The organism is Bacillus salacetis, assembly GCF_049177075.1.
GTDB classification, from domain to species: Bacteria; Bacillota; Bacilli; order Bacillales; family Bacillaceae_B; genus Rossellomorea; species Rossellomorea salacetis_A.
This window is the reverse complement of the sequence record NZ_CP185377.1, coordinates 791060-815295: the sequence shown is the minus strand read 5'-3', so window position 1 is coordinate 815295 and position 24236 is coordinate 791060. Positions and strand designations below refer to the sequence as shown.

Sequence of the window (24236 nt, the reverse complement as noted above, 5' to 3'; positions counted from 1 at the left end):
GCTTCTTCTTCTACCCCGCTTCTTCTTCTCCTTAAACATAAATCTACAAGAAATATTAAAAAATTTTCAGATATTGTCGGCTCCTGTCTGTTTTCCTTTTCATTGAGTAACGCTTGAAAGCCGCGCCATATCAAGAACCCAAACACATTCAACAAACAAAACATTTGACAGAAGCATGGAAATAATAAACAAATATTTTAATTTCTTTATATTGCAATTAATTGACTTTATATAATCTTTTATCGAAAATATATACATCCATATCTATATAAGGAGAACTTATGAAAACTAAAACGGAAGCTCTATATACCTACCTGAATGAAAATATTCCTTCCTTTACCGAAGATTGGCTGAAGTGCCGGGAATTAAGGACCGGGTCCCATTACTCACTTGATGCTCCTCCTGAAGTAATGGAAAAAATCAAGGAGCAAAACGGGAAATATGTCATGCTGGTTGCAGAATCTCTATTCCAGGATGAAGAGGAGATGAAAGAAAGCATTGCCTGCTGGACTGAACAAACAGCCTATGAAAGAGCTAACTCAGACACTTCTCTCACGGAAGTAATCAGAAACGGCGGACATTTCCGCACCTTGATCCTGGAATATATCGAGAAATTCACTGAACAGACGGAGCTCGATATTACTATCAAAGACATAATGAACTGGATTAAAAAAGTTAATATGACTTTTGATTACGTGATGGAAACTTTCACAGATAACTTCCTGGCAATCCTTTTGAACAGGCTGTCTTCCCAATCGAATCTGATCAATGAACTGAGTGCCCCGGTCATTACACTTACTGATGATGTCGGACTCCTTCCTATAGTAGGAGATATAGATACAGCCAGAGCAAAAAGTATATTAGAAACGACTTTGCAGCAGAGTATCGATTCAGGGATCTCCTGCCTGATCATCGACCTGTCTGGTGTGGTGATGGTCGATACAATGGTGGCACAGCAGATTTTCCAGCTTATTGAATCGCTGACTCTGATAGGGGTGCGGGCAATCCTCACAGGGATACGCCCTGAAGTGGCTTTGACCGCTGTTCAATTGGGGATTGATTTCTCTGAAATACAGACAGAAAGTTCTTTGAAGCGAGTCATTTTGACACTGGCCAAAAAGCTGGACAGCAGTTTGAAAATATAATTCCGCTCTTCTCAGCACAGTATGAAAAAGCCTTACGGAAATTCCGTAAGGCTTTTTTCATTATTGATATATAGTATTGGAAAGTAGACGGAACAGGTAATCTGTATGATCGCGGAAGCCAGGTTCCAGTCCGATCAGCGTCACATCCACATCCGCTTCTTTTATTATCACGGCCTGGCCTTTAGCAGCCAGCTTGGAGCTGCCTCTCCAGAAACCTGCTGCAAAGAAATCTTCAGTGTTCTCATAGGAAGCCAGCACTTCTTGATTATCCAAGCCCGTGAACCATGCCGGTCGGTAAACAAAGCCAATGTCATTCTTTTTGTACCCGCTTGAAATAAAGGAATCTTGATAATCCACCTTAACAATTCCGTTGCTATTGCCGTTTCCTGAATTTACAGTAACATCTGTAAGGCCAAGCATTTTGGTTGCGGAAGCAGATAGAGCTCCAACAGAAATATATCGGCCCCCATTATCAACAAATTCAGTTATGTTTGATTTGAAATCCGAAAATTGGGAAGCATCTTTCAGGACAAATTCCTGATTAGCCGAGCTTTGCTTATCTGCCGTCGTGATTAAGCCGGTTGTTCCACTGTAAACAAAGACATCAAAACCATCAAGTCCTTTATCAGCTACTTCTCCCGGTTCCAGTTCAGTTACGTCGAACCCTAATCTGGTTAATGCGAGTTTTGTTCCTGAATGAGACTGCTGCTTGTTCATCCCTCCATCTTTCAGGATCGCTACCTTTACATTCTCTACTGCTTGATATTCATTTGGAACCTTCGCTGTTTCTAATGTTAATCCTGATTCAGCTGCCAATTTCTTCACAAGCGTTCCAGCATGCACATAGAAGTTCCCATCTTTTCCACGAAGGACATTTATACTGTTTTTGACAAGGTCATTCACAAGTTTCACTGCTTCAACAGAGGAATTCGGTATAACATAAGGCCCTTTCCCAATCAGTCCTCCCAGCTCTTTCACTTTTGTTACTTCCACCGAAGCAGCCTGGATCTTTGAATTGACCGGAACAGCTTCAAAACCCCATAATTCAGGAAGGCTCCAAGCTGAAATGTCATACATGGCCGTTGTATCATTTGAAATATCCTCGCCATCCCAAAGCATTGTGTTGGCAAGACCGGCTTTTGCCTGATTCATTTTGACCACATAAGTCCCGGCAGGATATTCTTTCCCCTCAACAGTAAAAGCTTGCTTCACTTCTTCAACAGCAATATCATTTTTCAAAAGATGTTCCACTGCTTTTTCGGTTGCTGTTGGATCTGTTTCATCAACAGGAAGGATATAGTTTTCAGGAAAAAATCCTTCCTCCTGATACGGATGGTCAAATTCAACCCCCCGCTTGAACATCTCAATCTGGTCCTTAATCATCTCAGTCCGGTTTTCGGTAGCGAATTTCAACGCCCCCACTATCGCGTCATACGTCCATTTCACACCATCTTCATCATTGGTCGGCGCTTCCAAAGTATGTCCGTATGCCCCGTGATACATGGCGTACATCGGAGTGAAAATCGGCGGATAATCATCCCACCCTGCTGCATCATCACGATAAGGAATATATGTACCAGTCATGTTTTCATACAATGCTCCTTCGAACTCACTGCTGCTGTTTGAAACAATTTCACTTTCCATCGCCTTCGCCTGATCCAGTGCCCACTTTTCAAAAAGATCATATTCATAATTTGGATTATGAGGCGGAGTGCAAGGTTCTATCAAACCAGGATTTCCGACACCGCCATAGTCTCTTACGTATCCATGTAAATCAAGAAGGACCATTGGGTTCCATTCGGTCATTAGATCAACGGCAACTTCTGTTTCCGGCTGTGATTGTGTAATGAAATCACGATTAAGGTCAATTCCATTCCCATTAAATCTGGTGCCGTCAAACCGCCCATCGGGATTAGCCACCACATTGACGATGATAATATTGTTATCTAAGATTGTCTTCGTTTCCGGATCATTTTCAAAGGCCATTCTTTCAATCAATTGCAGAGCAGCATCTGTACCTACATATTCAGTCCCATGGATTGAGGCATTAATCATGATCGGCACTTTTAAATCTGGATTCTTGTCAATCCATTCCTGTGCTTTTTCCGGGTTCTTAAACATTTGCTTCCTCAAAGCCTGAAAATGTGAATACTTCCCCTTGGCACTTGGATCAGAGATGGTTACAACAAACATGTCATGCCCATCAGCTGATTTCCCCTTAATGTCCAAAGTAATCCGATTGCTACTCTTCTCGATACTCTCCAGTTTGCTCTTGATCTCTGAGTACTTCACAAAGTCATAATCCTCTTTGTTGAATAAGCTCCCTGTCGTATTTTCTTTTTGGTTCACAGCAACTCCCGCAATATGATCATTTGGATTCGCCATTACAGAGAATGGTACTGCAGCCAACAAACTGATACTCAATACTCCAGCAGAAATTTTCTTAAAAGCCATCCTTGTGTTCCTCCTTTTTTAAATTCTTGGAAAATTATAAAATTAAATGAATAAAAATACAATAGTAATAAATATCCATTTTCGTTTTCCTTTTATTTCACTGGATAATCTCAGTTTAATTATGGATTTTTATTTTTATAAACGTATATATACTCATAAATTCACCATTCCGGAAGTTGATTCATCTTTCGGGATGCAGTTTTTACCTCTTTAAAAAACAGGTCGAATGAACATATTAAATAATGGTCAATGGACCTAATTAAAGGAGGTTATTACAATGAAGGTTAAGATTAAATCTTTTCTTATATGTGCACTTGCGCCCCTGATGATTCTGACGGCTTGTAACGGAAATGGAGATAACGAACTCGCTGATCCCCAGGATGTAAATTACGATCCTGTAAGCTTCAGCGGCGAGAACCCAAACCTGAATAATGACGGAAATGGTGCAGCCAGAACAGACCGAAATGCGGGGGATGCCGGTGTTCAGCGCCAGGGAAGAAACCTTTTCACTCAGCGCTATATAGTGCCTTTGAACCCTAGAAACGGCGGACAAAATGCAAGACAATTTGCCGGCCAAGGAAATGAACAAACAAACAGGCAGGATCAAGCTGCCCAGGAACCAGAGACTCCGCAGCAGCCTGCAGAAGGTAATGATCAAAATCAAAATGCTGAAGCCGGCAACATGGACAATACGGTTAAACAGGTGATTGATTTAACGAATGCAGAACGTAAAAAGAATGGTCTGCCAGCATTAAAACCGCATGCAGAGCTTTCAAACGTGGCTCGCATCAAGTCAGAGGATATGGTCGATAAGAACTATTTCTCTCACACTTCTCCTACCTATGGTTCCCCGTTTGAAATGATGGAGAACTTCGGGATTGATTACAGCACAGCAGCTGAAAACATCGCAGCAGGACAGAAAACACCAGAAGAAGTCGTTAAAGCTTGGATGGAAAGCCCGGGACACCGTAAAAACATCATGAACCAGCAAGTTACACATATCGGTGTCGGATATGCCGAAGACGGCGGAATGGGAATTTATTGGACGCAGATGTTTATTAAATAAAAAGCGGAAAGGCCCCGCTTAGCGGCGTACAGATTGGAGGGCTCTCGCATGAGATAAAGGAATCACGAAGAGCGAAGCGATTCGATGATGATTTATCGCAAGGAGAGAGACCGAAATCTGCTAGCCGCTGGGGCCTTGGAGCTGGATTGATAAAAGCGGAAGCGGCCGTTCAGCGGCTTAACAATACAAAACCCCCGGCAGCAGCTGCCGGGGGTTTTCATTTTCATCTGACTATTACAGATTTGTGTTATCCGTATTATTCACTCGTACACGCTCTGGATAGGTATGAGTGTTTAGAGAATTGTTTTCTGAGAAATGACCATAAACTTTATCTCTACGGTCTTCATCAGCATCAACAAGTACGACAATATGTCCCTTGTTTAAATGGCCTTCATATTCTTTAGCGTGCTCTTCAGGAATTCCTGCACCTGTAAGTGCACCAACAAGACCACCGCCGCCGGCACCGATTGCCGCACCGCTCAATGCAGTGGCTAATGGACCAGCTGCTGCAAGTACACCGACTCCAGGGATCGTCAATAATCCTACTTCGGCAATGATACCAGCGATACCGCCAAGGACACCGCCTGTACCGGCACCGATTCCGAATCCTTTACCAGCATTTTTACCACGTCCGCTGTCACTTTCGGTTACATGACTGTCTGTTTCATGCTCAATTTCTTTCACATCATCATTATCTTTTGCGAAAATTGAAATGTCTTCTTTGGAGTAACCTAAATCATGGAGCGCCTCGATTGCACGAATTGCTTCTTCTTGATTTCTAAATACACCGCCTATAATTGTCTTGCTCACTTGTATCCCTCCTCAAAAGATTTCTACATTCATTCAATTCCCGAATTCCTCCCGGCTAAACATGAATTATTATTACAAACCTTTTTATATTTAAAAAAAGCAAAAAGAAAAAGCAAAGGGGATCAGCCCCTTTGCCTTCCTTAAAATACCCAGTTCCCCTGCCTGAAGACCGCTTCTCTTGTTCCATCTTTAAAGATCCCGTCAATATTCATTTTGTCAGAACCAATCATAAAATCCTCATGGACAATGCTGTCATTCAGTCCTGCCGTTTTTTTCTCCTCTTCAGAGAGATCCTGGCCGCCTTCTAAACAAGTCGGATAGGAAGAACCTATCGCCAGATGATTGGACGCATTTTCATCAAACAGTGTATTAAAGTACAGGATACCCGTCTCAGAGATTGGCGACCTGTGCGGCACTAATGCTACTTCCCCTAAATAGCCCGCCCCTTCATCCGTCTCCAGAATTTTTTCAAGTAATTCCTGGCCTTTCTCAGCCTTGGCTTCGATAATCTTTCCTTTATCAAACGTAAGCTTGAAATTCTCAATGACATTCCCCTGATAGGCCAATGGCTTGGTACTCGTTACATAGCCGTTCACTCCGCTCTTAAGAGGGACTGTATAGACTTCTTCTGTTGGCATATTGGCTATGAACGTTATTCCTTTGCTATTCATTGAACTGCCGGTCTGCCATATATGCTGATCAGGCAGCTCGATGGTCAGGTCTGTTCCAGGAGCCGAATAATGAAGCTTCCAGAAACGCTTCTCATTCAACTGGGAAGCTTTCGCTTTCAATGTTTCTATATGTTCTCGCCATTCGGCAACGGGATCTTCCTTGTTAATCCTGACAGCTTCAAAAATAGTATCCCATAAGGCAGGCATTCGTTCAGAGGCAGCCAGGCCAGGGAACACCTTATCTGCCCATTTTTGTGATGGCATGGCAATGATGGACCAGCTGATCTTGTCTGTTTCAATGGCATCATAAAAATTTTCAAGCGCATTTCCCCTTGCCTTTTCGAATCTCAGTAATCTTTCTGCTGGAATTCCTTTCAGCAAGTCGGGATCATCTGCCTCAATCTGTAAAAAAGCTCCCTCTTTTTCTGCCACTGAATCAAAAGCCGACGCAAGCCAATCCGGGAATTGTTCAAACGCCGGGTCAGGGGCGAGCTCATAATGAGTCCTCTTCACTTCTTCATCGTACCATTGAACATGTACATCACCTGCTCCTGCAAGGTAAGCCTGTTTGACAACTTTCCTGACCAGTTGTTCCGTTCCAATTGGAGCAGAGATCCATAGGTACTGGCCTTCCTGTATATTGACGCCGGCTTTCACAGCAAGCTCCGCATATTTATCAAGATTTCTTTCAAAATCCATTTGATTTCCTCCGATCACTATTCAACTATGTACCGCTTCATTATATTCCATCCAAAACAACGGAATGAACTAAACTTATTGAACACGTTACTCTTTTTCAACAATAAACATCAAGCAAAGCGCACTTCGCTTTAACGCTTTAAAGCATAAAGAGGGACAGTCCCCTATAGCGCGTTAAAGCACTGAAGACTGTCCCTTTGATTATGCTGAAGTTGATACCTGCGTCTGCTGCTGCAGTTTCTTTCCTCTTGCTTCTTTTATGGTCAGAACCATGGCAATCAATAGGAAAGCACTTGAAATTTGAAATAGCGTACCGGTTTCCACGAACTGTGCCAGTACACCGAAAACAAGACCGCTCAAGCCAATTCCAAGGTCAATCGATGAGAAGAACATTCCATTCGCAACCCCTCTTCGGTTGGAAGGAGTTTTGGAAAGGACCCATGATTGCAGAGTAGGAATCAATGAACCGAACCCTACACCAAATAACACACCTGCTATGATGATAAACAGATTTGAATGCGCGAACGACAGTACCCACATACCGACAAAAGTCAACGATGTACAGAAAAGCACCAATCCGATCGGCCCTTTTTCATCAAACCACTTTCCGGCAATAGGACGTGAAAGTGATGCCATTATTGCATTAAACAAATAGAAAAGGAAGATTTGATCGATCCCGCGCTCTTCGCCGAATATGACGATGAACGTTACAATCGATCCGTAACCGAATGTGGCTATAACTGTTATGATCGCCGGGTAGATGCTCGATTTTTCCACAAGAGAGCCAAGATAGGAGAATTTCAGCTCCTCTTTCTTCGTTTCTTTTACCGATTGAGGAGTCTGGTAGTGCACAGTCCCCAGCAGGATCAGCGCAATGACTCCCAAAGCGCCTGATATATAGATCAAGTTGTTAAACGAAGTCACTTGAAACAAGAAAATCCCCAGACTCGGTGCAATAATCATCCCGATTGTGATCGATAATCCATAGTACCCCATTCCTTCACCAAGCCTTGAATTAGGAACCACATCAACCGCCGCGGTTCCATTGACGGTCGTTGACCAACCCCAGGCAAGGCCGTGAATGAAGCGGAATAAAAGGAAGATCACGACAATTTGCGAAATCGGATAAATAAATGTGATAAGAAGAAGCGCAGCCGCACCGATCAAAACCAGCGGCTTCCTTGTTTTATATTCCAGCATAAAGCCGATAAAAGGTCTGCTCAATACAGCCCCGATGGAGAACAATGTAGTGACAAGCCCTATCTCCAATCCCGATGCTCCCAGGGATTTAATGTATGGAGGCAAGGTAGGTATCAGCATTTGAAAGGACATGAATACAAACAAATTACCAATCATCAGCATAATGAATGACTTGGACCATAATGTTTCTTTCACCTTAAGTACCTCCTGTTTCGGCCTCTTTGCAGCAGGCCGTTTTTTAAAAACAAAATAAAAAACAATCTTCGCGCAGGAAGATTATTTATTCATCTCAATATTATTTCGAATTACTAAATAATAGCACAGCTGACCCTGAATTGGAATACGAAAAAAGAAACCTTCTGCCTGAAAAACCTGGCAGAAGGCCGCTTATATACTATTTCAAATCTTCCCATGATGTTTTAAAGGAATATTTCCAAGATACCAGTACTGCAGTCAGCATCAGGGCTAAATAAATATAGGTACCAAAGCTGATAAGAGTGAAGAGGAAATGCACCCCCACAAACACGCCGATCAATAAAAAGAAAGGGATCAGCTTCCAGTTGTCACTATCTTGAGCGGCTTCAAAAGACATCGAAAACGGCAGGGTGCCTTTCAACAAGCTGAAGCCGATAATGATATAAAGAATGCTGCTCAAAAATATGATTAAAATGTCTTCAATGATCGTCAAGCCGAATAAGAACATGAAAATCACGCTAAGAAGCAAGTACACCGGAAGAAACAGCCTAACTACAAATGCTTTAATTGTTCCGGTATAGATGGATCGCAGGTGCCCGACAGGAGCCGTTCTGTAAATCCATGCTCCCTTATGTCTGCCGGAGAATTTCAGCATCATCAATATATTCGGGATCATTAATACCGTAAAATACAGAGACAAATACCATTTGCTCTCCCTAATGCTCTCAAATGAACCAAATTGCAGCTGGTTAAAAATAAAAATAAACGGAAATATCAAAGAAAAACCAAGGGAAGGGTACACCTTAAGCTTAAAGTCCCTTTCCGTTTTCATCATCGAGCGGGCAAATCTGTAAAAAGCCATCTCCTCACTATTTCTGCAGACAACTCGAGCTTCCAAATCAAAGTATTGCTGTGCTGTTTTTTTATCCTTGCCGCTGTGGCTTGACAGCTTTTGCAGATTTTGTTCAAAGGCAGGCATGATTTTTGTATAGATGAACAGTGCAATGATTGGTACAGCAAATGCCAGTACGGTAAAAGCAATAATATAAGAACCGCCATCGCCTTGCAGGAACAACTGAAAAGGAGCAGCGAACCAGACAGGCGGAATCAGGAACTGCCACCATGCCGGAGAGAACACCATATCCAACTCGACCAGTTCAAACGAACGGGCCACGAACTGGTATCCAACCGCAAGGCCGATGGAAAGACCGATTTGAACATAATTAATGATATCCTTCAGTTTTTCGCCATCGAAAAATCGCAGGATCGCAAAATAAAGTATGGCGGTAAGGACGACAATCAGAAAATCCATCAATATAATTTCGCCTAAGAACAGCAGGGAAAATAACGGTCCGTGCGAAAAGACACTGACCGCAAGCGGAATGGCCGCAATCGCTGCTGTCAAAAAGAATAGGTAAATACATATATGTAATGTTTTGGCCAGGCTGATCGTTCTCTTATCCACAGGTTTTGTATGGATGATATTCCGGTCCCGGACATCAAGCAGAACCGACGAAAAGTCGGAAATCATAGAAGTCATGATGATAAACATCAGCACTCCGAATGTTAAACTCATTTGAAATAGGTAACTATCTCCCAGCAGCATGATGGGAACGAGAAACAGCCCATACAAGGCATATATCCACAAGGACTTAATAAAGCGATTGTTATCCTCTTTCTGTTTTTTATTGGACTGATTGAAAACCGTCGGCACCCGTCTTCCATCCATGATCAATTTAACTTGGAGGATTTTCCGGAGAATTTTGTAATCAACGCCCTGCCTTGTAAATATCCATTGAAAATAATCCAGGAATTTCAGTGTAGGGAAATCCTTCATCCTTACACACCGCCCCTGACAATTTCAACAAACCGCTCTGCTATCTCTCCATGTTCATTGAATCCGGTAAGTTCATTGAAAATCTGTTCCAATGTCCCTTCCATGTTCTGCCCCTTCAATTCGTCAAAAGTACCATCTGCCACAATCCGCCCATTATGAAGCAGAATGATCCGGCTGCTGATTTTTTCAACTACATCCATGATATGAGAGGAGTAAAAGATCGTCTTTCCTTCTGCAGCCAGCTTTGCCAGGATTTCTTTAAAAATCATGACACTATTGGCATCCAGACCGTTGATCGGCTCATCAAAGAATAGCAGTTCCGGATCATGAAGCAGGCTGGAAATGATCAGGACTTTCTGTTTCATCCCTTTTGAATAAGAAGAAATTTTCGAGTGAAATACATCCTTTAATCCAAAGATGTTCATAAGTTTGTACGCTTTATCCGATGCTTCCTTTGCCGGCATCCCATACAACTCACCGATAAACGTCATATATTCGTTTGCTGTCAGGTTATCATAAATCTCTGCAATTTCCGGCACATAGCCAATCTTTTTCTTATAATCTATGTCACTATCAGAAATCTTTTCTCCAAAAACCTCAATCTCTCCCCGGTCGGCACTCTCAAGTCCCAGCAGAATCTTGACTGTTGTACTCTTTCCCGCGCCATTCGGTCCGATATATCCAATGATCTGCCCTTTCCGGACCTCCAGATCAATTCCTTTCAGTACATGCTTAGCCCCATAACTTTTTTGAAGTTCCTTAATCGCCAACACTGTCTCTCCCTGAACCCTCACAAGAACACCTTCTTTCTTCCTCAATTGTAACATATTGGGTGAAAGTGACAGCCCCACCTATTAGAATAATATTCATTGTTCTTTCAAGCATTATAAAAAGAAAAAAGAGGCTCTCAGCCCCTTTTGTCCCTCACTCTAATATAGCAGTTCATACACTTCATTCAGCTGATAACCGCGTTCGAGGTCACCCGCTTCATTCGCATGGTTGATTTCATCATCAAGGATATTCTCGAGCGAACGGATTTCTTCCTCACTCAGCCCTCTGACAAATGCACCTTCCGACGGATAGTGCCCATGCTCAATTTTACGGTAGATTTCCCTCATCGTGTCATTTCCTTCTGTATAATTGGAGAGCACTTCCCGCAAATATGCCAGGTTTTGATCCATAATGAATCCTCCTTTGAATTGTCTTTGATAAATTTAGGATGACTAAATCCCGGGGAAATATGCGGGGAGGAAATCTGTTTCCTGAAACTCCCGGCCATCCGTATAATTCAAGGGTATTCGGTAAAAGTATCAATAACTGGAATGAAAACGCACGGGAGGCTGGAATGATGGTTGAAACCATTAAAGAAACCCTGTTTGTCCTAGGCAGAATCATCACTATTCTGCCTCTTCTATTATTCATTACGATCTATATGGGAAAACGGGCCATCGGCGAACTACCCATTTTTGATTTCCTCATCATCCTGACACTCGGTTCAGTAGTGGGAGCCGATATTGCCGAACCTAAGGTACAGCATCTCCAAACAGGTGTAGCGGTCATTGCGATCGGTCTTTTGCAAAAATTTGTTTCCAAGCTGAAAATCGCAAACAGAAAAATCGGCAGGCTGCTTACCTTTGAACCAACGGTCGTCATACAAAATGGAAAGCTGTTAAGAAAAAATTTAAAACAAATAAATTACTCGGTCGATAATATTCTGCAGATGCTCAGGGAAAAAGACGTATTCAACATTAATGACGTCGAAACAGCCATCATTGAATCAAGCGGAGCTCTAAGCGTTTACAAAAAGGCCAAGAAACAGACTGCAACCATTGGTGACCTGGGCATCATCCAGCCATCAGCAGGCATTTCTGTCCCCCTTATCATGGAGGGAACCGTGTATCATAATGTCCTTCACCAATATAACCTTAATGACAATTGGCTTAAGCAGCAGCTTCATTCACAAGGCATAGAGGATATTGGCGAAGTATTCTTTGCATCTATCAATAAGAACTTGGAATTGCATATTTCCAGGAAGGATGAACAGTCGAACAATATCCCTTCCCTTTATCATTAAATTTGCTCATTTGCATAAAAGGTGCCTGGTACAGATCTGTGAATTTGTACCAGGCACCTTTTTCTTTATTAAACGGCGTATTCCCTTTCTGGTATAATGATAAAAAAATTTCCGGTTACAGATATATGGCCGGTTTAAAGGAGTCTTCATCATGTTTGATCTTCTCTTCACCATGCTGGAAAGACTCGGAATCATCGTCACCATTGCTTTTGTTTTAACGAGGTTCCGCTTCTTCCAGAGCATGGTCTATCAGGATAAATTGCGGGGACGGCAGGAAATCATCGCCATCCTGTTTTTCGGATTCTTTGGAATTATCGGGACCTATTCCGGACTTTCCTTCAATACTGATACCCTTCATTTTGACCGATGGGCGATGAATCTGGATCCCGATGAGGCGATTGCAAACTCAAGGGTCATCGGGGTGGTCCTCGCCGGGCTTCTCGGCGGTTACAGGGTCGGCATCGGGGCCGGGCTGATTGCCGGGATCCATCGATTCACACTGGGAGGGTTCACAGATATTGCATGTGGTATCGCCGCGATTGCTGCTGGACTCATCTCAGGAATGTTCCATCAGCGGAATAAGCATGTAAAACTGCCTGTGGCTTTTCTAATCGGCGCACTCGCGGAGACGATCCAGATGCTCATCATCCTGTTGGTTGCAAAGCCTTTTGAAAAAGCAGTCACCCTTGTCGAAATGATTGGAATTCCTATGATATTGGCAAACGGTTTAGGCTGCGCATTGTTTTTGCTGATCATCAAGAATGTCGTGAACGAAGAAGAAAAAGCCGGTGCCCTTCAGGCTCAGAAAACACTGAGAATCGCCGATCAAACACTCGCTTATCTGCGGAAAGGCATGAACAGCGAGTCTGCCCAGGCTGTCTGCGAGATTCTTTTTAAGGAAATCAAGCCTTCAGCTGTTGCCATGACAAACAAGACGAGTATACTTGCCCACACAGGTCTGGCAGATGACCATCACCGCGCTGGAAGCCCGCTTCAGACTCATATCACGAAGGACGTAATCAAAAATGGGGAACTGGTGGTGGCGAATGATGAAACCATTCACTGTGTTAACAGGGACTGCCCCCTTGGTGCTGCGGTCATCGCTCCGTTAAAACAGAGAGGACAGACGATCGGCACCCTGAAATTTTATTTTTCATCAGAAAAAGAAATAACAAATGTGATTCTTGAATTGATTTCAGGATTGAGCGTCCTGCTCAGCAATCAGCTTGAAATTGCTGAGGCCGAGAAAGCTTTGCAATATGCAAAAGAAGCAGAGATCAAGGCACTGCAGGCTCAAATCAGCCCACACTTTCTATTCAACTCGATGAACGTGATCGGGTCGCTTATCCGGATTGACCCTGCACAGGCCCGGAAGCTGCTGATTTCCCTTTCCAATTTTTTGAGGCAAAACCTTACGGGGACTACTGCGGAAATCACCTCCTTGGAGCAGGAACTTAAACATGTGAAGGCCTATCTCGCCATTGAAGAAGCACGTTTCGTGGATAAGCTCAAAGTCGAATACGACATTGACGGAAAATCGCTTACGCAAATGATTCCTCCCCTTACGCTCCAGCCGATTGTGGAAAATGCCATTAAACACGGGATTAAAGACAAGAACGAAAACTGTGTGGTAAAAATCACTACCGAAAGGCATGAATCCGGTGTTACGATCACTGTTGAGGATAACGGGCAGGGAATCCCTGCGGAGCGTCTGGCACTGCTTGGGGAAAACAGTCTTGAATCCGAGACAGGAACCGGCTTCGCCTTGTATAATATCAATCGCAGACTGACCATGATGTTCGGACGTGAAGCAGCCTTAGAGATCAAAAGTGAATACGGGAAAGGAACGGACATCTCCTTCTGTATACCTGAAATGGAGGAATCACAATGGAAAAAACAATAAAAGCACTGGTTGTGGATGATGAGCGATACAGCCGGGATGAACTGAAGCATTTGCTGGGCGAATATTCCTCCATCCAGGTTGCCGGGGAGGCGGACTCAGGCGAAAGCGCCATCCTCCAATCCATACAGCACAGTCCCGATGTCGTATTCTTGGATGTGGAGATGCCCAGGATGAATGGCATGGAAGCTGCTAAATCCCTGCTGGAATTAAAGAAGCCTCCGCTAATCGTTTTCGCAACTGCGTATCCGCAGTTTGCCGCAGAGGCATTCCGATATGAAGCTGTGGATTATCTGTTAAAACCCTATGATGAAGAACAGTTGGCACAGACGGTGATGAGGATCGAGAAACTGCTTCACCCCGCCCCCGCCCCTGATCCTGATGGTTCAAGGCAGCCAGGCAAGCTGGCAGTGGAAGGAGAAGGAGAGATCCTGTATCTTGATCCCAATGATATCCTTTTTATATCCCGAGAGGAAAAAGTTTCGAAAATCATGACAAAGACTGGAGAATATGAAGTCAAGACACCCTTGAAGGACTTGGAAAGCCGCCTTGCCTCTTATTCTTTCTTCCGGATCCATAAAAGCTATATCGTCAACCTGGATTATATCACCAGGCTGACACCCTGGTTTAACGGAGCTTATCAGCTTGAGATCCAAGGTTACACCGAAAAACTTTCTGTCAGCAGGAATTATGTAAAAGCCCTTCGCCAGCAGCTCGAACTATAATCCACAGGGGACGCAGTTTCTGCGTCCCCTTTCTTTTTTGAAAAGGTTTTCAAAATCATGCATCTTAATCCCTCATTTTTACATCTTAATCCTCCATTTTTACATCTTGTTCTGTAATTTCACCATTCTGCCACAATTAATCTTATAATCTATGTAAACGCATTCATACTACTCTTAAGGAGGATTTACCATGTATACATTTTTAGCCGGAATTGCACTATTGATTGTTGGTTATTTTACGTACGGAAAAGTTGTTGAAAAAATCTTCGGTGTAAACGAAGGCAGAACGACTCCTGCATATACTCATCAGGATAATGTCGACTACCTTCCAATGAATACACCTAAAAACTCATTGATCCAGCTTTTGAACATTGCTGGTGTCGGCCCGATCTTCGGACCGATCATGGGTGCTTTATACGGCCCAGTTGCTTTCATCTGGATTGTCGTTGGTTGTATCTTCGCGGGTGCTGTCCATGACTATCTGACTGGAATGATTTCCATCCGTAACCGCGGAGCTCACCTTCCTGAGCTTGCAGGTAAGTTCCTTGGAAAATTCATGAAACACGTTGTTAACGCATTTGCCGTTTTACTATTATTATTGGTTGGTACAGTTTTCGTTACAGCTCCTGCCGGGTTGCTTCATAACCTAATGAATGGCTGGGCTTCAATGGGATTGATTCTTGGTGCCATCTTTATTTATTACATCCTGGCTACTTTGCTTCCAATCGATAAGATCATTGGCCGTTTCTATCCTATCTTTGGTGCACTTCTATTAATCAGTGCCCTTGGAGTCGGCGGTATGCTTGTTTTCACAGGAGCACCAATCCCTGAATTGACACTGTCTAATTTCCACCCTGACAACGCACCGATCTTCCCATTGTTATTCTTGACAATCTCTTGTGGTGCTCTATCAGGTTTCCATGCTACTCAAACACCGATTATTTCTCGTACAACTGAAAACGAGAAAAACGGACGCAAGATTTTCTACGGTATGATGATTGCTGAAGGTGTCATCGCTATGATCTGGGCTGCTGCTGCAATGAGCTTGTTCGACGGCTCTATCGGCCTTAACGAATTGCTTGCAAACGGCGGACCAGCTGCAGTTGTAAGTGAAGCTTCAACATTGATGCTTGGCGCGATCGGCGGAACATTGGCTGTACTGGGTGTCATCATCCTGCCTATCACTTCCGGTGATACTGCTTTCAGAAGTGCGCGTATGATCATTGCCGACTATTTCAACTTCTCTCAAAAGAAAGTGACAAGCCGTCTATGGATCGCACTTCCGTTATTCGTCATCTCTTTTGCTCTTACTAAAATTGATTTCACGCTTCTATGGCGTTACTTCTCTTGGGCCAACCAATCAACAGCGGTTATCGCTTTGTTCGTCGGTGCCATGTACCTCTACATTGCGAAAAAGAATTACTGGATCTCCTTGATCCCAGGTATGTTCATGTTAATGGCTACAACAACTTATATCCTGAATGCACCAATCGGATTTGGAATGGCTCTAAGCACTTCCTACATTGGAGCAGCGGTCATCTCTGTCATCCTGGTAGCAACCTTCTTCGTTGCAGCTAAGAAAGCAAGAGCTAACAACATCCCGCTTGAAGAGGATATCTCTAAGTGGAATAAAGTCGCATAATGGGCTGCTGCAGTCCAAACTATCGGAAAACCGTTAATGAGGAAGAAAACAGAATCAATGATAAAGGGAGCGACACGCTTCCTTTATCATTGAAAATAGTGTTGATTACTGCAGCTGTGATTTCCCTGCTTGCCATTATATTGATTTAAAGACTAAAAGCCTGGGAGATACTTTCCCAGGCTTTTAGTTTGTAATGAAGTGACAGACAATATGAAACTAAGGAGGAAAATAAGATATGAAAATACTAGTAGCAGGGGCCGGCGCTGTCGGCGGTTATTTCGGTGGACGTCTAGCGGAGAAGGGTGAGGATGTAACTTTCCTAGTGCGCGAAGGCCGTCGTGAGCAGCTTAAAAAAACAGGTCTCTCGATTCAGAGTGTCCACGGAAATATTGACTTGAAGCCAAAAACTCTCGTATCCGGTGAGCATCCTGTCCCTTACGATGTGATTATCTTGTCTGTCAAGGCTTATCATTTGCAGGGTGTGATGGAGAGCATTGATCCGTATGTCGGGGAGAATACGATGATTCTTCCTTTATTAAACGGCATCTCCCATGTTGATAGGCTTGTTGAAAGATTTGGGGAGCATAACGTGATTGGCGGGCTTTGTTTTGTGGAGTCGACATTGAATCCCGAAGGCCATGTGGTTCAATCGAGCCCGATTCATGATTTGGTCTTTGGTGAGCGGACGGGTGAAAAAACGGACAGGATTTTAAAACTGAAAGATGCGTTCAGCGAAACGAAAGCCAACTTCACTCTCTCTGAAAATATCATTCAGGATATGTGGCATAAGTATCTGTTCATAACGACTCTTTCCGGGGTTACCTCCCTTTTCCGCGCACCGATCGGCCCGATCAGAGACAATGAAACAGGCTTGTCCTCCATCAAGAAAACGCTGGGGGAAACCGCTGCAGTTATGAGAAAGCTGGGGGCTCCGATAGCTGATGATATTGAAGCGAAGCAATTAGAGAAGCTGAACAGCATGGGGTATGAGATGAAATCCTCACTTCAAAGGGATATGGAAAAGGAATTGGCGATTGAAGCGGATCACCTGTATGGTTTTTTGCTGAAAGAAGCCGAAAAACATGACATCTATGCGCCGACATTGCAAACCATATATGCGAATCTAAAAATCTATGAGAAATGATGAATAGAGCAGGGGCCTGTCAAAGGCCCCTGCTCTATTGTATTACTAGTCAGCCTTTTGATTGGATGAGCAGCAGTCTCGCAATATTTTCCGCTGTTCTCTCTACATTCTCTTTACCATTTTTCAATGCTTCTTCCAGGGTTGCCACACCGGGAACGATGCTGAATGCACTGTCTATTCCATGTTCATAGATTTTTTCGAAATCCTTTCCAAGTGACCCGGCTATTGCAATGACCGGCTTATTGGACTCCTTTGCGTAACGGGCAACTCCGATGGGAGCTTTCCCATGGATGCTCTGGCCATCCAATCTTCCCTCACCTGTTATGACAAGGTCAGCCTCTTTTACGGCTTCTTGAAATTGAACCGTATCCAAAACAATTTCCACCCCGGGCCTGAATCCGGCTTTCAGGAATCCCTTTGCCCCTGCGCCCATCCCTCCTGCTGCGCCAGCTCCCGGAAAGCGGGTGACATCCATCCCGGCTGCTTTGCCCAGCAGCTGCCCAAAATGCGTTAAATTAGCATCCAGTACTCTTACCATTTCAGGGCCTGCCCCTTTTTGCGGTCCATATATAAAAGAAGCACCATTGGGACCGGTCAGCGGGTTATCCACATCACTGGCCACTACTACTTCTACCCCTTTAAGCAGTTCATGAAGGCCCTCCAGAGACATAGACGCAATCTCCTTCAGTGTCCCGCCTGCAGGTGTGAAACGATCTCCATTCCCGTTGATGAATTCCACTCCCAAGGCTGCGGCCATTCCGGCTCCACCGTCGTTAGTAGCTGATCCTCCCAGGCCCAGGATGATTTTTCGGACTCCCTTACTGATTGCATGCTTGATCAATTCTCCCGTACCATACGAAGTGGTGATCAGCGGATTCCTGTCTGCAGTTGGAACATGGTGAAGACCCGAGGCAGCAGCCATTTCAATAACTGCTGTTTTGTCATCTCCAAGAAGTCCGTAATACGCCTGGACCGGGCTTCCTATAGGACCGGTCACAATCATTTTGATTAATTCACCGTTTGTAGCACTGACCAATGCGTGAACGGTCCCTTCCCCTCCATCGGCTATCGGAAGCTTGATCACATGGATCTGCGGAAAGATCCTTCGGAAACCTTTTTCAATAGATTCACATACCTCTTCCGCTGTCATGCTTTCTTTAAAAGAATCCGGGGCAATAAGCAGTTTCACTTGCCAGCACTCCTTTTTTTCAAAAACTCATCAATCACTTCAAGGTGGCTTTTGACGATATACTCTGGCAGCTCCTCACTGTAAAAATAGCTGCATTGAATAGATTCCTTTTCATCTACCCGCAGGATGCCTTGTACATCACTCGTACTGTACGCTGTGGTCACCACATAGAACGGGTCACCGTTTGCAGCTACGATAAAATATTCTTTTCCGGAGTACACATTTATCAAGTCCAGCTTTCCCAGCTTCAGCCCCGTCTCTTCATGAACTTCCCTGCGGGCTGTGTCTTCCGTTGATTCACCGAGCTCCATCAACCCGCCAGGCAGGCCCCATGCCCCCTCTGGATGCCTCCTCTGCTGCAGCAGTACCCTTCCTTCATCATCTATAATGACAACTACTGAACCAACAAATATTAACGGCCGTTGTCCGACCAGTTCCCGAATTTCCTCTACATATCCCATTTTGTGACCTTCCTTTCTTCCTTGCATGATTAGTTTCCATACTGGAAACAAGTATTCCTTCCCAATGCTTCAAAAATCGTTTACCCAAGATCCAAAGGAGGTAATAAGAAAGTAAACAATGTGTGGGGGCTGTCCCCCATCGCTGTACAGCGTTACAGAGATAAAGCATTTTACTAATATATAGTTGAGGAGGCAAATAACAGATGGATGTAAAAAGATCCTACTATGTGGATATGAGAAGCGGAGATATTTTGGAAGAGCCTTCTTTTGAGGAAAGTGCGGGGCTGCATATTTTAGCAACTCCCGAAGAGAGGACAGAACTCCAGAAATGTTTCGATGATAATTATGACGACGATGTTTCGACGTTTGTCCGTTCCCATATTCCTTTTAAGCAATACCACGATGACCCACAGGATGCCCGATATGACAGATCCCTGCAAAAGGTATATGCCATGATTTACAAACTTGGAGATGCCGAGACAAAGCGACACATCGAAAAAATCGGTGTGCTCGATGAACATAAGCCGCATGTACGAGATGATATCGAGAACTTAAAATAAGATGATGCCCGGTCTCGCAAAGAGTCCGGGCATTTGTTTTATCTGAAGGCAGTGAGGTAATGATATAAACAAAAAGGATTGTTCAAACCGCTGTTGATTGATATGCTATAAAGCGGGTATTATACAGAATTATTCAATACCTTACAAGGAATCATAAAAAGCTGGAGGATAGTCTTTGATTTATTTAATTAAGACTCTGTTAATCAATATAACGATTTTGTTTTCATTTACATTTAACGCTAATATCTTCTTCCCTTTTCAGCCGAAGCTTCAATTGCAGCTTAAGCAGAAGATCACCTATGGTTTGATCGGGTCCCTGGGTGCATTGTTCTGTATGTTTTATCCAATTGAAACGCTCGGGGAAACACATTTTGATTTAAGGATGATCGCCATCCTCATCATCACCATTTATGGCGGATTCCTTTCCGGCAGCATCGTCCTTTTGGTGGTATGCATTTCCCGCTACCACATCAGCGGTCCCTATGTACTCATCGGGATTGCCGTTTCAGTTTTAGCTTTTGTTATCGGACTGATTTTCAGGAGGATGCTTTTGACAACACAGCATAAACTGCTCGTCAGCGTCTTTATCTTAACAATCTATTCAGCACTTTATATCACGATTATTTACTTCACGATTACGATGCTGGATCTAACTTTTTATATCATTTACTTCAGTGCATTCTACCTTACGTTCATTGCATTGGTCCTGATCATTGAAAGACTCATCAAAACAAATAAACAGATTGAAGAAATGGTATATCTGGATAAACTGAATATGGTCGGCCAGATGGCTGCATCCATTGCCCATGAAATCAGAAATCCCCTCTCTACGGTTCGGGGGTTCATTCAGCACCTCAGTGAAGATACAAAGGATGAACAGTTCAAGAGATTCTCTCCTCTTATCCTGGAGGAATTAGACCGGACTAATAAAATCATCACCGACTATTTAAGCATTAGCAAACCAGAGAAATTCCATCTTGCAGAAATCAATCTGACAAAAGTGATCCAATCTTCTGTCGACCTGCTAAGACCGTACGCTGCATACTCCAACACTTCCATCTTTTTCAACATGGACAAGGAGTATTACATCCAGGCAGATGAACATCATTTAAAGCAGGCGATTATGAATATCATCAAAAATGGAATTGAATCAACGGAAGATAAACGCGGGACAGTGGTAATAGAACTCGGTCCCGGTAAAATGGCAAACACCGTTGAAGTCTGCATCCTCGATAATGGTATGGGGATGACACAAGAGCAGCTCCGTAAAATCGGCCTGCCTTTTTACACAACGAAATCTAAAGGGACCGGGCTCGGCAGCATGGTCACCAACAAAATCATCAGGGAAATGCATGGAAAAATTGAATACGATAGTCAACTGGAAAAAGGCACAACCGTATGCATCGTTCTGCCTTTACATGAAGAAAGATCAAAAAGCGAATCCTGAGGGGGATTCGCTTGTTGTTGTTGAGTTCAGTGCCTTCATCTTTTTGATGTCCCCCCGTTCATCACCGCCTCAAGACAGACTCACCAAAAAAGCCAGCAGCCTATGGCTGCTGACTCTTTTTCCTATTACATATTTTTCAATGTTTCAGTTAGTACCGGCACGATTTGCTTCTTACGGGAAACAACGCCTTTTAGGACTGCAGTGTTGTTATCAAGCTTCACATCGTAGGCTTTTTCCACCGCTTCTGCTTGATCTCCTAATGCCAGTGCAACAGAATCGCTGTTGAGGATATCAGTGGTTACAAACAAGAACAGGTCCAAACCTTTTTCAGATACAGTTTTGGAGATCGCCTCTTCAAGCTCGCTTTGGCGCTTCAGGACTTCGTCTGTATCAACCGCGTTCACCTGCGCAACCTCCACTTTGCAGCTTCCCATCTGGAACTCTTTTGCATCAAGGGAAATCAGGTCTGCAGCTGTCTTATCGCCCAGGCTCGCTCCCGCTTTCAGCATCTCAAGTCCATACTCTTCCGCATCTACACCTGCAATCTCAGCAAGTTCACGTGCTGCTTGAACGTCTTCATCCGTACAAGTAGGAGATTTGAACAACAGGGAATCAGAAATGATGGCAGAAAGCATTAAACCTGCCATCTCTTTGCTGATGTTCAAGCCCTTTTCTTTGTAGATTTTGTTTAGGATTGTTGCTGTACATCCAACCGGCTCAGCACGATAATATAAAGGATCGCTTGTTTCGAAGTTTGCGATTCTGTGGTGATCGATTACTTCAAGGACTTTCACTTCGTCGATGTCATCGGCACTTTGCTGGCGCTCGTTGTGATCGACGAGGATTACTTCTTTCGCTTCTTGCGCCACTTTTTCTACAAGCCGCGGTGCTTCCACTTTAAAATGATCCAGCGCATACTGGGTTTCGCCGTTTACTTCACCAAGGCGGACCGGTTCAGCGTTCATACCTAACTGAGATTTTAAATCCGCATATACCAATGCAGAACAAATAGTATCTGTATCAGGATTCTTATGACCAAAGATCAAAACTTTTTCCATCGTGACTCTCCTTTTTCACATTGTTTTATGTAGTCTTAAATTCACTAGTGAAATCATAACATACGACAGTATTTTATCATACTCGAAGACAGTTTTCGTATTATTTTTCACTTGCTGGCTGATGGCTCAGGCTTCAACAGACCGACCGCTTAATCCTCATCCTTGATATCTGGATCTTCTGGAATCGGTTCATTTTGCCATTGGTCAAAAAGTTTTCTGTAGGCTTCCATCTGCTCATGATAGTTTTGGAAGTTCTCTTTATTGATGAGATACTGTTCTCCATCAAAAACCGCCCTGATTTTCTTCTGTTTGATTAATGCCTCGATATACGTTTCGGGCAGGGAAAGGTATTCCGCGATTTCTTTTACTGTCAAATACATAGTTTCACCTCTACAACACTAGATTATATTTATATATTGATTATTTTCGTATAGATCTGTAGTTTTTGAATAAATAGTTGATTTCCGCTGCAGGTGCACGACTCCGCGGGGCGGGCGGTGAGCCTCCTCGGCTGTGCCTGCGGGGTTCTCACCTGTCCCGCTAATCCCGCAGGAGATCGTGGCACCTTCCGCTCCAATCTCATTCGTGACATTTCCTGAAAAAACTAATAAAAAACAACCTTTTAGATTACAGCCTTATTCTACCATACCACCCGTTCCACCTGAGAGAGTGGAAATTGTAATCAAAAAAGATCGAAACCGGATTCCGGTCTCAATCTTTTATTTCGCTTCAAAGTATAGGTCGTAATGGAGAGCACAACCAGGGTTGAAGGACGCATGGCATTCGGGACAGGAGGATTTACACTCCATGTACTCGGCAATAGCCAATTCATGCCCGCATGATCCGCATAGAACGGCTTTTTCATTTCTTTGCTCCCTGCCCCATACTTCAGCAGGATGATCTGCTTCCTCCTGATGGCATAAGTGGCATGGATAATAGGTTTCACAGCATTTGAACTTTATAGCGATAATGTCTATTTCACTATGGTAGTGCCTGCACCTTGTCTGGGGATCGACTTCTGTACCCCTGACAGGATGGCCTTTAATTGTGACCTGGTTACTTTGCACTTGTGTTCAGCTCCGGATTCTTATCAAGCTCTTTTTGAAGCTGTCCAAATAAAATCAATCGGTACATACGGAAATCAGCTCTCAACGACCAGACCGGATGGCCAAATGTAGCAGGCTTGTTCCCTTCAATGAAAAAGTGGCTGATCCACGCAAAGGCATACGCTGTCACCGGCGCTAATAAAAGAAACCAGAAATTAAGAGTAACCACAGTCAAAATGACAAAAACAAATACAAAGCTTGTCCCGACGAAATGCCAGGATCTTGTGGAAGGTTTACTGTGCTGTGATAAATAAAACGGCCAAAACTCTTCATAATTTTTAAATTCCACATCATTTCCCTCCTTCAATGTAAGCGGTTTCTTTACATATTCGCTAAAATTCGTTTCTCTCCTTCTCCTCATTATAACAAATAGAAAATATCAAGAATATCTCTTCCCCCAATATCGAATCATAAGCAAAAAGGAGATGATAGCATGCCGAACGATAGCCAAAATCAGCACTCACAGACAACTCCTCATTTCGATGGGAAGAATGAAACCGTCGTCAATGACAGCACAGGCTCTCAAATGGGGGTCACCATCGACACTAAACAAGATTTTGCACGCCAGGAAAATTCATTTCCTGTCCACTTAAAGGAAGACAAGGGCATGAAGAAACTCGGTTCACTGATAAAAGGAAAATAAACAAGGCTGTCCTCCAACTGTCCTAGCGTTACACAAACGTTTCCAAAGGATGTGAAAAAAGAATGTCTGACTGGAATGAACAAGCTGCACCCAATAACAACCTTGGTTCGACACCTTATAAAAAGGCTTTGTCCACTAACGTAAAATCAAAGAATGAATCTTCTGCCAAACACGAGAAAAAACATGACCGGAAATAGGTCATGTTTTTTC

Annotated in this window: 24 protein-coding genes; 11 read left to right on the top strand and 13 right to left on the bottom strand. The window is 43.6% G+C overall.

Annotation, left to right across the window (positions count from 1 at the left end; all coding sequences use genetic code 11):
- Positions 1-281 precede the first annotated feature (281 nt).
- Positions 282-1145, top strand: coding sequence for an STAS domain-containing protein (locus ACOJQI_RS04085; protein ID WP_421383771.1), 864 nt, complete (start codon positions 282-284; stop codon positions 1143-1145).
- 60 nt (positions 1146-1205) lie between these two features.
- Here the strand turns inward: ACOJQI_RS04085 and ACOJQI_RS04080 are convergent, their stop codons facing one another.
- A complete protein-coding gene (locus ACOJQI_RS04080) occupies positions 1206-3599 on the bottom strand; it encodes a M14 family zinc carboxypeptidase (protein ID WP_421383770.1) in 2394 nt (797 codons plus the stop codon).
- A gap of 277 nt (positions 3600-3876) precedes the next feature.
- On the opposite strand from ACOJQI_RS04080, the gene ACOJQI_RS04075 reads away from it, so the two are divergent.
- Complete coding sequence (locus tag ACOJQI_RS04075; protein ID WP_421383769.1) at positions 3877-4665, top strand: CAP domain-containing protein; 789 nt, start codon at positions 3877-3879, stop codon at positions 4663-4665.
- A 234-nt stretch (positions 4666-4899) separates the two neighbouring features.
- Here ACOJQI_RS04075 and ACOJQI_RS04070 read toward each other — a convergent pair whose 3' ends face one another.
- The 6 genes from ACOJQI_RS04070 to ACOJQI_RS04045 form a co-directional block, all read right to left on the bottom strand.
- Positions 4900-5475, bottom strand: a complete 576-nt coding sequence (locus tag ACOJQI_RS04070; protein ID WP_421383768.1) for a general stress protein — start codon at positions 5473-5475, stop codon at positions 4900-4902.
- A gap of 140 nt (positions 5476-5615) precedes the next feature.
- Positions 5616-6845 carry an aminopeptidase gene (locus tag ACOJQI_RS04065; protein WP_421383767.1) on the bottom strand — a complete coding sequence of 410 codons (1230 nt, stop codon included), beginning with the start codon at positions 6843-6845 and terminating at the stop codon, positions 5616-5618.
- Positions 6846-7046: 201 nt separating this feature from the next.
- Complete coding sequence (locus ACOJQI_RS04060) at positions 7047-8240, bottom strand: MFS transporter (protein ID WP_421383766.1); 1194 nt, start codon at positions 8238-8240, stop codon at positions 7047-7049.
- 199 nt (positions 8241-8439) lie between these two features.
- Complete coding sequence (locus ACOJQI_RS04055) at positions 8440-10077, bottom strand: hypothetical protein (RefSeq protein WP_421383765.1); 1638 nt, start codon at positions 10075-10077, stop codon at positions 8440-8442.
- A 2-nt stretch (positions 10078-10079) separates the two neighbouring features.
- Positions 10080-10904 carry an ABC transporter ATP-binding protein gene (locus ACOJQI_RS04050; protein ID WP_421383764.1) on the bottom strand — a complete coding sequence of 275 codons (825 nt, stop codon included), beginning with the start codon at positions 10902-10904 and terminating at the stop codon, positions 10080-10082.
- A 102-nt stretch (positions 10905-11006) separates the two neighbouring features.
- Entirely contained in the window at positions 11007-11258 is a 252-nt protein-coding gene (locus ACOJQI_RS04045) for a sigma-G-dependent sporulation-specific acid-soluble spore protein CsgA (protein WP_421383763.1), read from the bottom strand.
- A 167-nt stretch (positions 11259-11425) separates the two neighbouring features.
- Here ACOJQI_RS04045 and ACOJQI_RS04040 point away from each other — a divergent pair, with 167 nt between their 5' ends.
- The 5 genes from ACOJQI_RS04040 (at position 11426) to ACOJQI_RS04020 (ending at position 17562) form a co-directional block, all read left to right on the top strand.
- Positions 11426-12151 carry a DUF421 domain-containing protein gene (locus ACOJQI_RS04040; protein WP_421385382.1) on the top strand — a complete coding sequence of 242 codons (726 nt, stop codon included), beginning with the start codon at positions 11426-11428 and terminating at the stop codon, positions 12149-12151.
- 151 nt (positions 12152-12302) lie between these two features.
- Positions 12303-14054, top strand: a complete 1752-nt coding sequence (locus tag ACOJQI_RS04035; RefSeq protein WP_421383762.1) for a LytS/YhcK type 5TM receptor domain-containing protein — start codon at positions 12303-12305, stop codon at positions 14052-14054.
- Positions 14039-14776 (top strand): LytR/AlgR family response regulator transcription factor, encoded by a 738-nt coding sequence (locus ACOJQI_RS04030; RefSeq protein ID WP_421383761.1) that lies wholly within the window; start codon positions 14039-14041, stop codon positions 14774-14776. Before ACOJQI_RS04035 ends, ACOJQI_RS04030 begins: the two co-directional genes overlap by 16 nt.
- Before the next feature lie 190 nt (positions 14777-14966).
- Positions 14967-16418, top strand: a complete 1452-nt coding sequence (locus ACOJQI_RS04025) for a carbon starvation protein A (protein WP_421383760.1) — start codon at positions 14967-14969, stop codon at positions 16416-16418.
- Positions 16419-16653: 235 nt separating this feature from the next.
- Entirely contained in the window at positions 16654-17562 is a 909-nt protein-coding gene (locus ACOJQI_RS04020; RefSeq protein ID WP_421383759.1) for a ketopantoate reductase family protein, read from the top strand.
- 49 nt (positions 17563-17611) lie between these two features.
- Here ACOJQI_RS04020 and ACOJQI_RS04015 read toward each other — a convergent pair whose 3' ends face one another.
- Both ACOJQI_RS04015 and ACOJQI_RS04010 read right to left on the bottom strand, forming a co-directional pair.
- A complete protein-coding gene (locus tag ACOJQI_RS04015; RefSeq protein WP_421383758.1) occupies positions 17612-18751 on the bottom strand; it encodes a glycerate kinase in 1140 nt (379 codons plus the stop codon).
- A complete protein-coding gene (locus tag ACOJQI_RS04010; RefSeq protein WP_421383757.1) occupies positions 18748-19212 on the bottom strand; it encodes an NUDIX hydrolase in 465 nt (154 codons plus the stop codon). The genes ACOJQI_RS04015 and ACOJQI_RS04010 overlap by 4 nt, the downstream gene beginning before the upstream one ends.
- A gap of 203 nt (positions 19213-19415) precedes the next feature.
- Between ACOJQI_RS04010 and ACOJQI_RS04005 the strand changes: the two genes are divergently transcribed.
- Positions 19416-19772: a hydrolase gene (locus ACOJQI_RS04005; RefSeq protein ID WP_421383756.1), complete on the top strand. Its 357-nt coding sequence runs from the start codon at positions 19416-19418 to the stop codon at positions 19770-19772.
- Between the two features lie 175 nt (positions 19773-19947).
- Entirely contained in the window at positions 19948-21219 is a 1272-nt protein-coding gene (locus ACOJQI_RS04000; protein ID WP_421383755.1) for an ATP-binding protein, read from the top strand.
- A 125-nt stretch (positions 21220-21344) separates the two neighbouring features.
- Here the strand turns inward: ACOJQI_RS04000 and ACOJQI_RS03995 are convergent, their stop codons facing one another.
- The 4 genes from ACOJQI_RS03995 to ACOJQI_RS03980 form a co-directional block, all read right to left on the bottom strand.
- Positions 21345-22277: a manganese-dependent inorganic pyrophosphatase gene (locus tag ACOJQI_RS03995; protein WP_421383754.1), complete on the bottom strand. Its 933-nt coding sequence runs from the start codon at positions 22275-22277 to the stop codon at positions 21345-21347.
- Between the two features lie 149 nt (positions 22278-22426).
- Positions 22427-22657: a helix-turn-helix domain-containing protein gene (locus ACOJQI_RS03990; protein ID WP_421383753.1), complete on the bottom strand. Its 231-nt coding sequence runs from the start codon at positions 22655-22657 to the stop codon at positions 22427-22429.
- A gap of 339 nt (positions 22658-22996) precedes the next feature.
- Positions 22997-23323, bottom strand: coding sequence for a CHY zinc finger protein (locus ACOJQI_RS03985; protein WP_421385381.1), 327 nt, complete (start codon positions 23321-23323; stop codon positions 22997-22999).
- Positions 23324-23333: 10 nt separating this feature from the next.
- On the bottom strand, positions 23334-23672 hold the full coding sequence (locus tag ACOJQI_RS03980) for an Mpo1-like protein (protein ID WP_421383752.1): 339 nt from the start codon (positions 23670-23672) through the stop codon (positions 23334-23336).
- Between the two features lie 144 nt (positions 23673-23816).
- Here ACOJQI_RS03980 and ACOJQI_RS03975 point away from each other — a divergent pair, with 144 nt between their 5' ends.
- The gene (locus ACOJQI_RS03975) at positions 23817-24026 is read left to right on the top strand and encodes a hypothetical protein (RefSeq protein ID WP_421383751.1); all 210 of its coding nucleotides are present in this window, start codon (positions 23817-23819) and stop codon (positions 24024-24026) included.
- A gap of 62 nt (positions 24027-24088) precedes the next feature.
- Complete coding sequence (locus ACOJQI_RS03970; RefSeq protein WP_421383750.1) at positions 24089-24223, top strand: hypothetical protein; 135 nt, start codon at positions 24089-24091, stop codon at positions 24221-24223.
- Positions 24224-24236 lie beyond the last annotated feature (13 nt).

What these genes read in the sequence shown, in the direction of transcription:
- ACOJQI_RS03970 (WP_421383750.1), top strand. Translation starts at nt 24,089, where the DNA reads ATGTCTGACTGGAATGAACAAGCTGCACCCAATAACAACCTTGGTTCG.
- ACOJQI_RS04085 (WP_421383771.1), top strand. Translation starts at nt 282, where the DNA reads ATGAAAACTAAAACGGAAGCTCTATATACCTACCTGAATGAAAATATT.
- ACOJQI_RS03975 (WP_421383751.1), top strand. Translation starts at nt 23,817, where the DNA reads ATGCCGAACGATAGCCAAAATCAGCACTCACAGACAACTCCTCATTTC.
- ACOJQI_RS04075 (WP_421383769.1), top strand. Translation starts at nt 3,877, where the DNA reads ATGAAGGTTAAGATTAAATCTTTTCTTATATGTGCACTTGCGCCCCTG.
- ACOJQI_RS04080 (WP_421383770.1), bottom strand. Translation starts at nt 3,599, where the DNA reads ATGGCTTTTAAGAAAATTTCTGCTGGAGTATTGAGTATCAGTTTGTTG.
- ACOJQI_RS04050 (WP_421383764.1), bottom strand. Translation starts at nt 10,904, where the DNA reads ATGTTACAATTGAGGAAGAAAGAAGGTGTTCTTGTGAGGGTTCAGGGA.
- ACOJQI_RS04045 (WP_421383763.1), bottom strand. Translation starts at nt 11,258, where the DNA reads ATGGATCAAAACCTGGCATATTTGCGGGAAGTGCTCTCCAATTATACA.
- ACOJQI_RS04035 (WP_421383762.1), top strand. Translation starts at nt 12,303, where the DNA reads ATGTTTGATCTTCTCTTCACCATGCTGGAAAGACTCGGAATCATCGTC.
- ACOJQI_RS04010 (WP_421383757.1), bottom strand. Translation starts at nt 19,212, where the DNA reads ATGGGATATGTAGAGGAAATTCGGGAACTGGTCGGACAACGGCCGTTA.
- ACOJQI_RS04065 (WP_421383767.1), bottom strand. Translation starts at nt 6,845, where the DNA reads ATGGATTTTGAAAGAAATCTTGATAAATATGCGGAGCTTGCTGTGAAA.
- ACOJQI_RS04005 (WP_421383756.1), top strand. Translation starts at nt 19,416, where the DNA reads ATGGATGTAAAAAGATCCTACTATGTGGATATGAGAAGCGGAGATATT.
- ACOJQI_RS04055 (WP_421383765.1), bottom strand. Translation starts at nt 10,077, where the DNA reads ATGAAGGATTTCCCTACACTGAAATTCCTGGATTATTTTCAATGGATA.
- ACOJQI_RS04025 (WP_421383760.1), top strand. Translation starts at nt 14,967, where the DNA reads ATGTATACATTTTTAGCCGGAATTGCACTATTGATTGTTGGTTATTTT.
- ACOJQI_RS03995 (WP_421383754.1), bottom strand. Translation starts at nt 22,277, where the DNA reads ATGGAAAAAGTTTTGATCTTTGGTCATAAGAATCCTGATACAGATACT.
- ACOJQI_RS04040 (WP_421385382.1), top strand. Translation starts at nt 11,426, where the DNA reads ATGGTTGAAACCATTAAAGAAACCCTGTTTGTCCTAGGCAGAATCATC.
- ACOJQI_RS04020 (WP_421383759.1), top strand. Translation starts at nt 16,654, where the DNA reads ATGAAAATACTAGTAGCAGGGGCCGGCGCTGTCGGCGGTTATTTCGGT.
- ACOJQI_RS04030 (WP_421383761.1), top strand. Translation starts at nt 14,039, where the DNA reads ATGGAAAAAACAATAAAAGCACTGGTTGTGGATGATGAGCGATACAGC.
- ACOJQI_RS03990 (WP_421383753.1), bottom strand. Translation starts at nt 22,657, where the DNA reads ATGTATTTGACAGTAAAAGAAATCGCGGAATACCTTTCCCTGCCCGAA.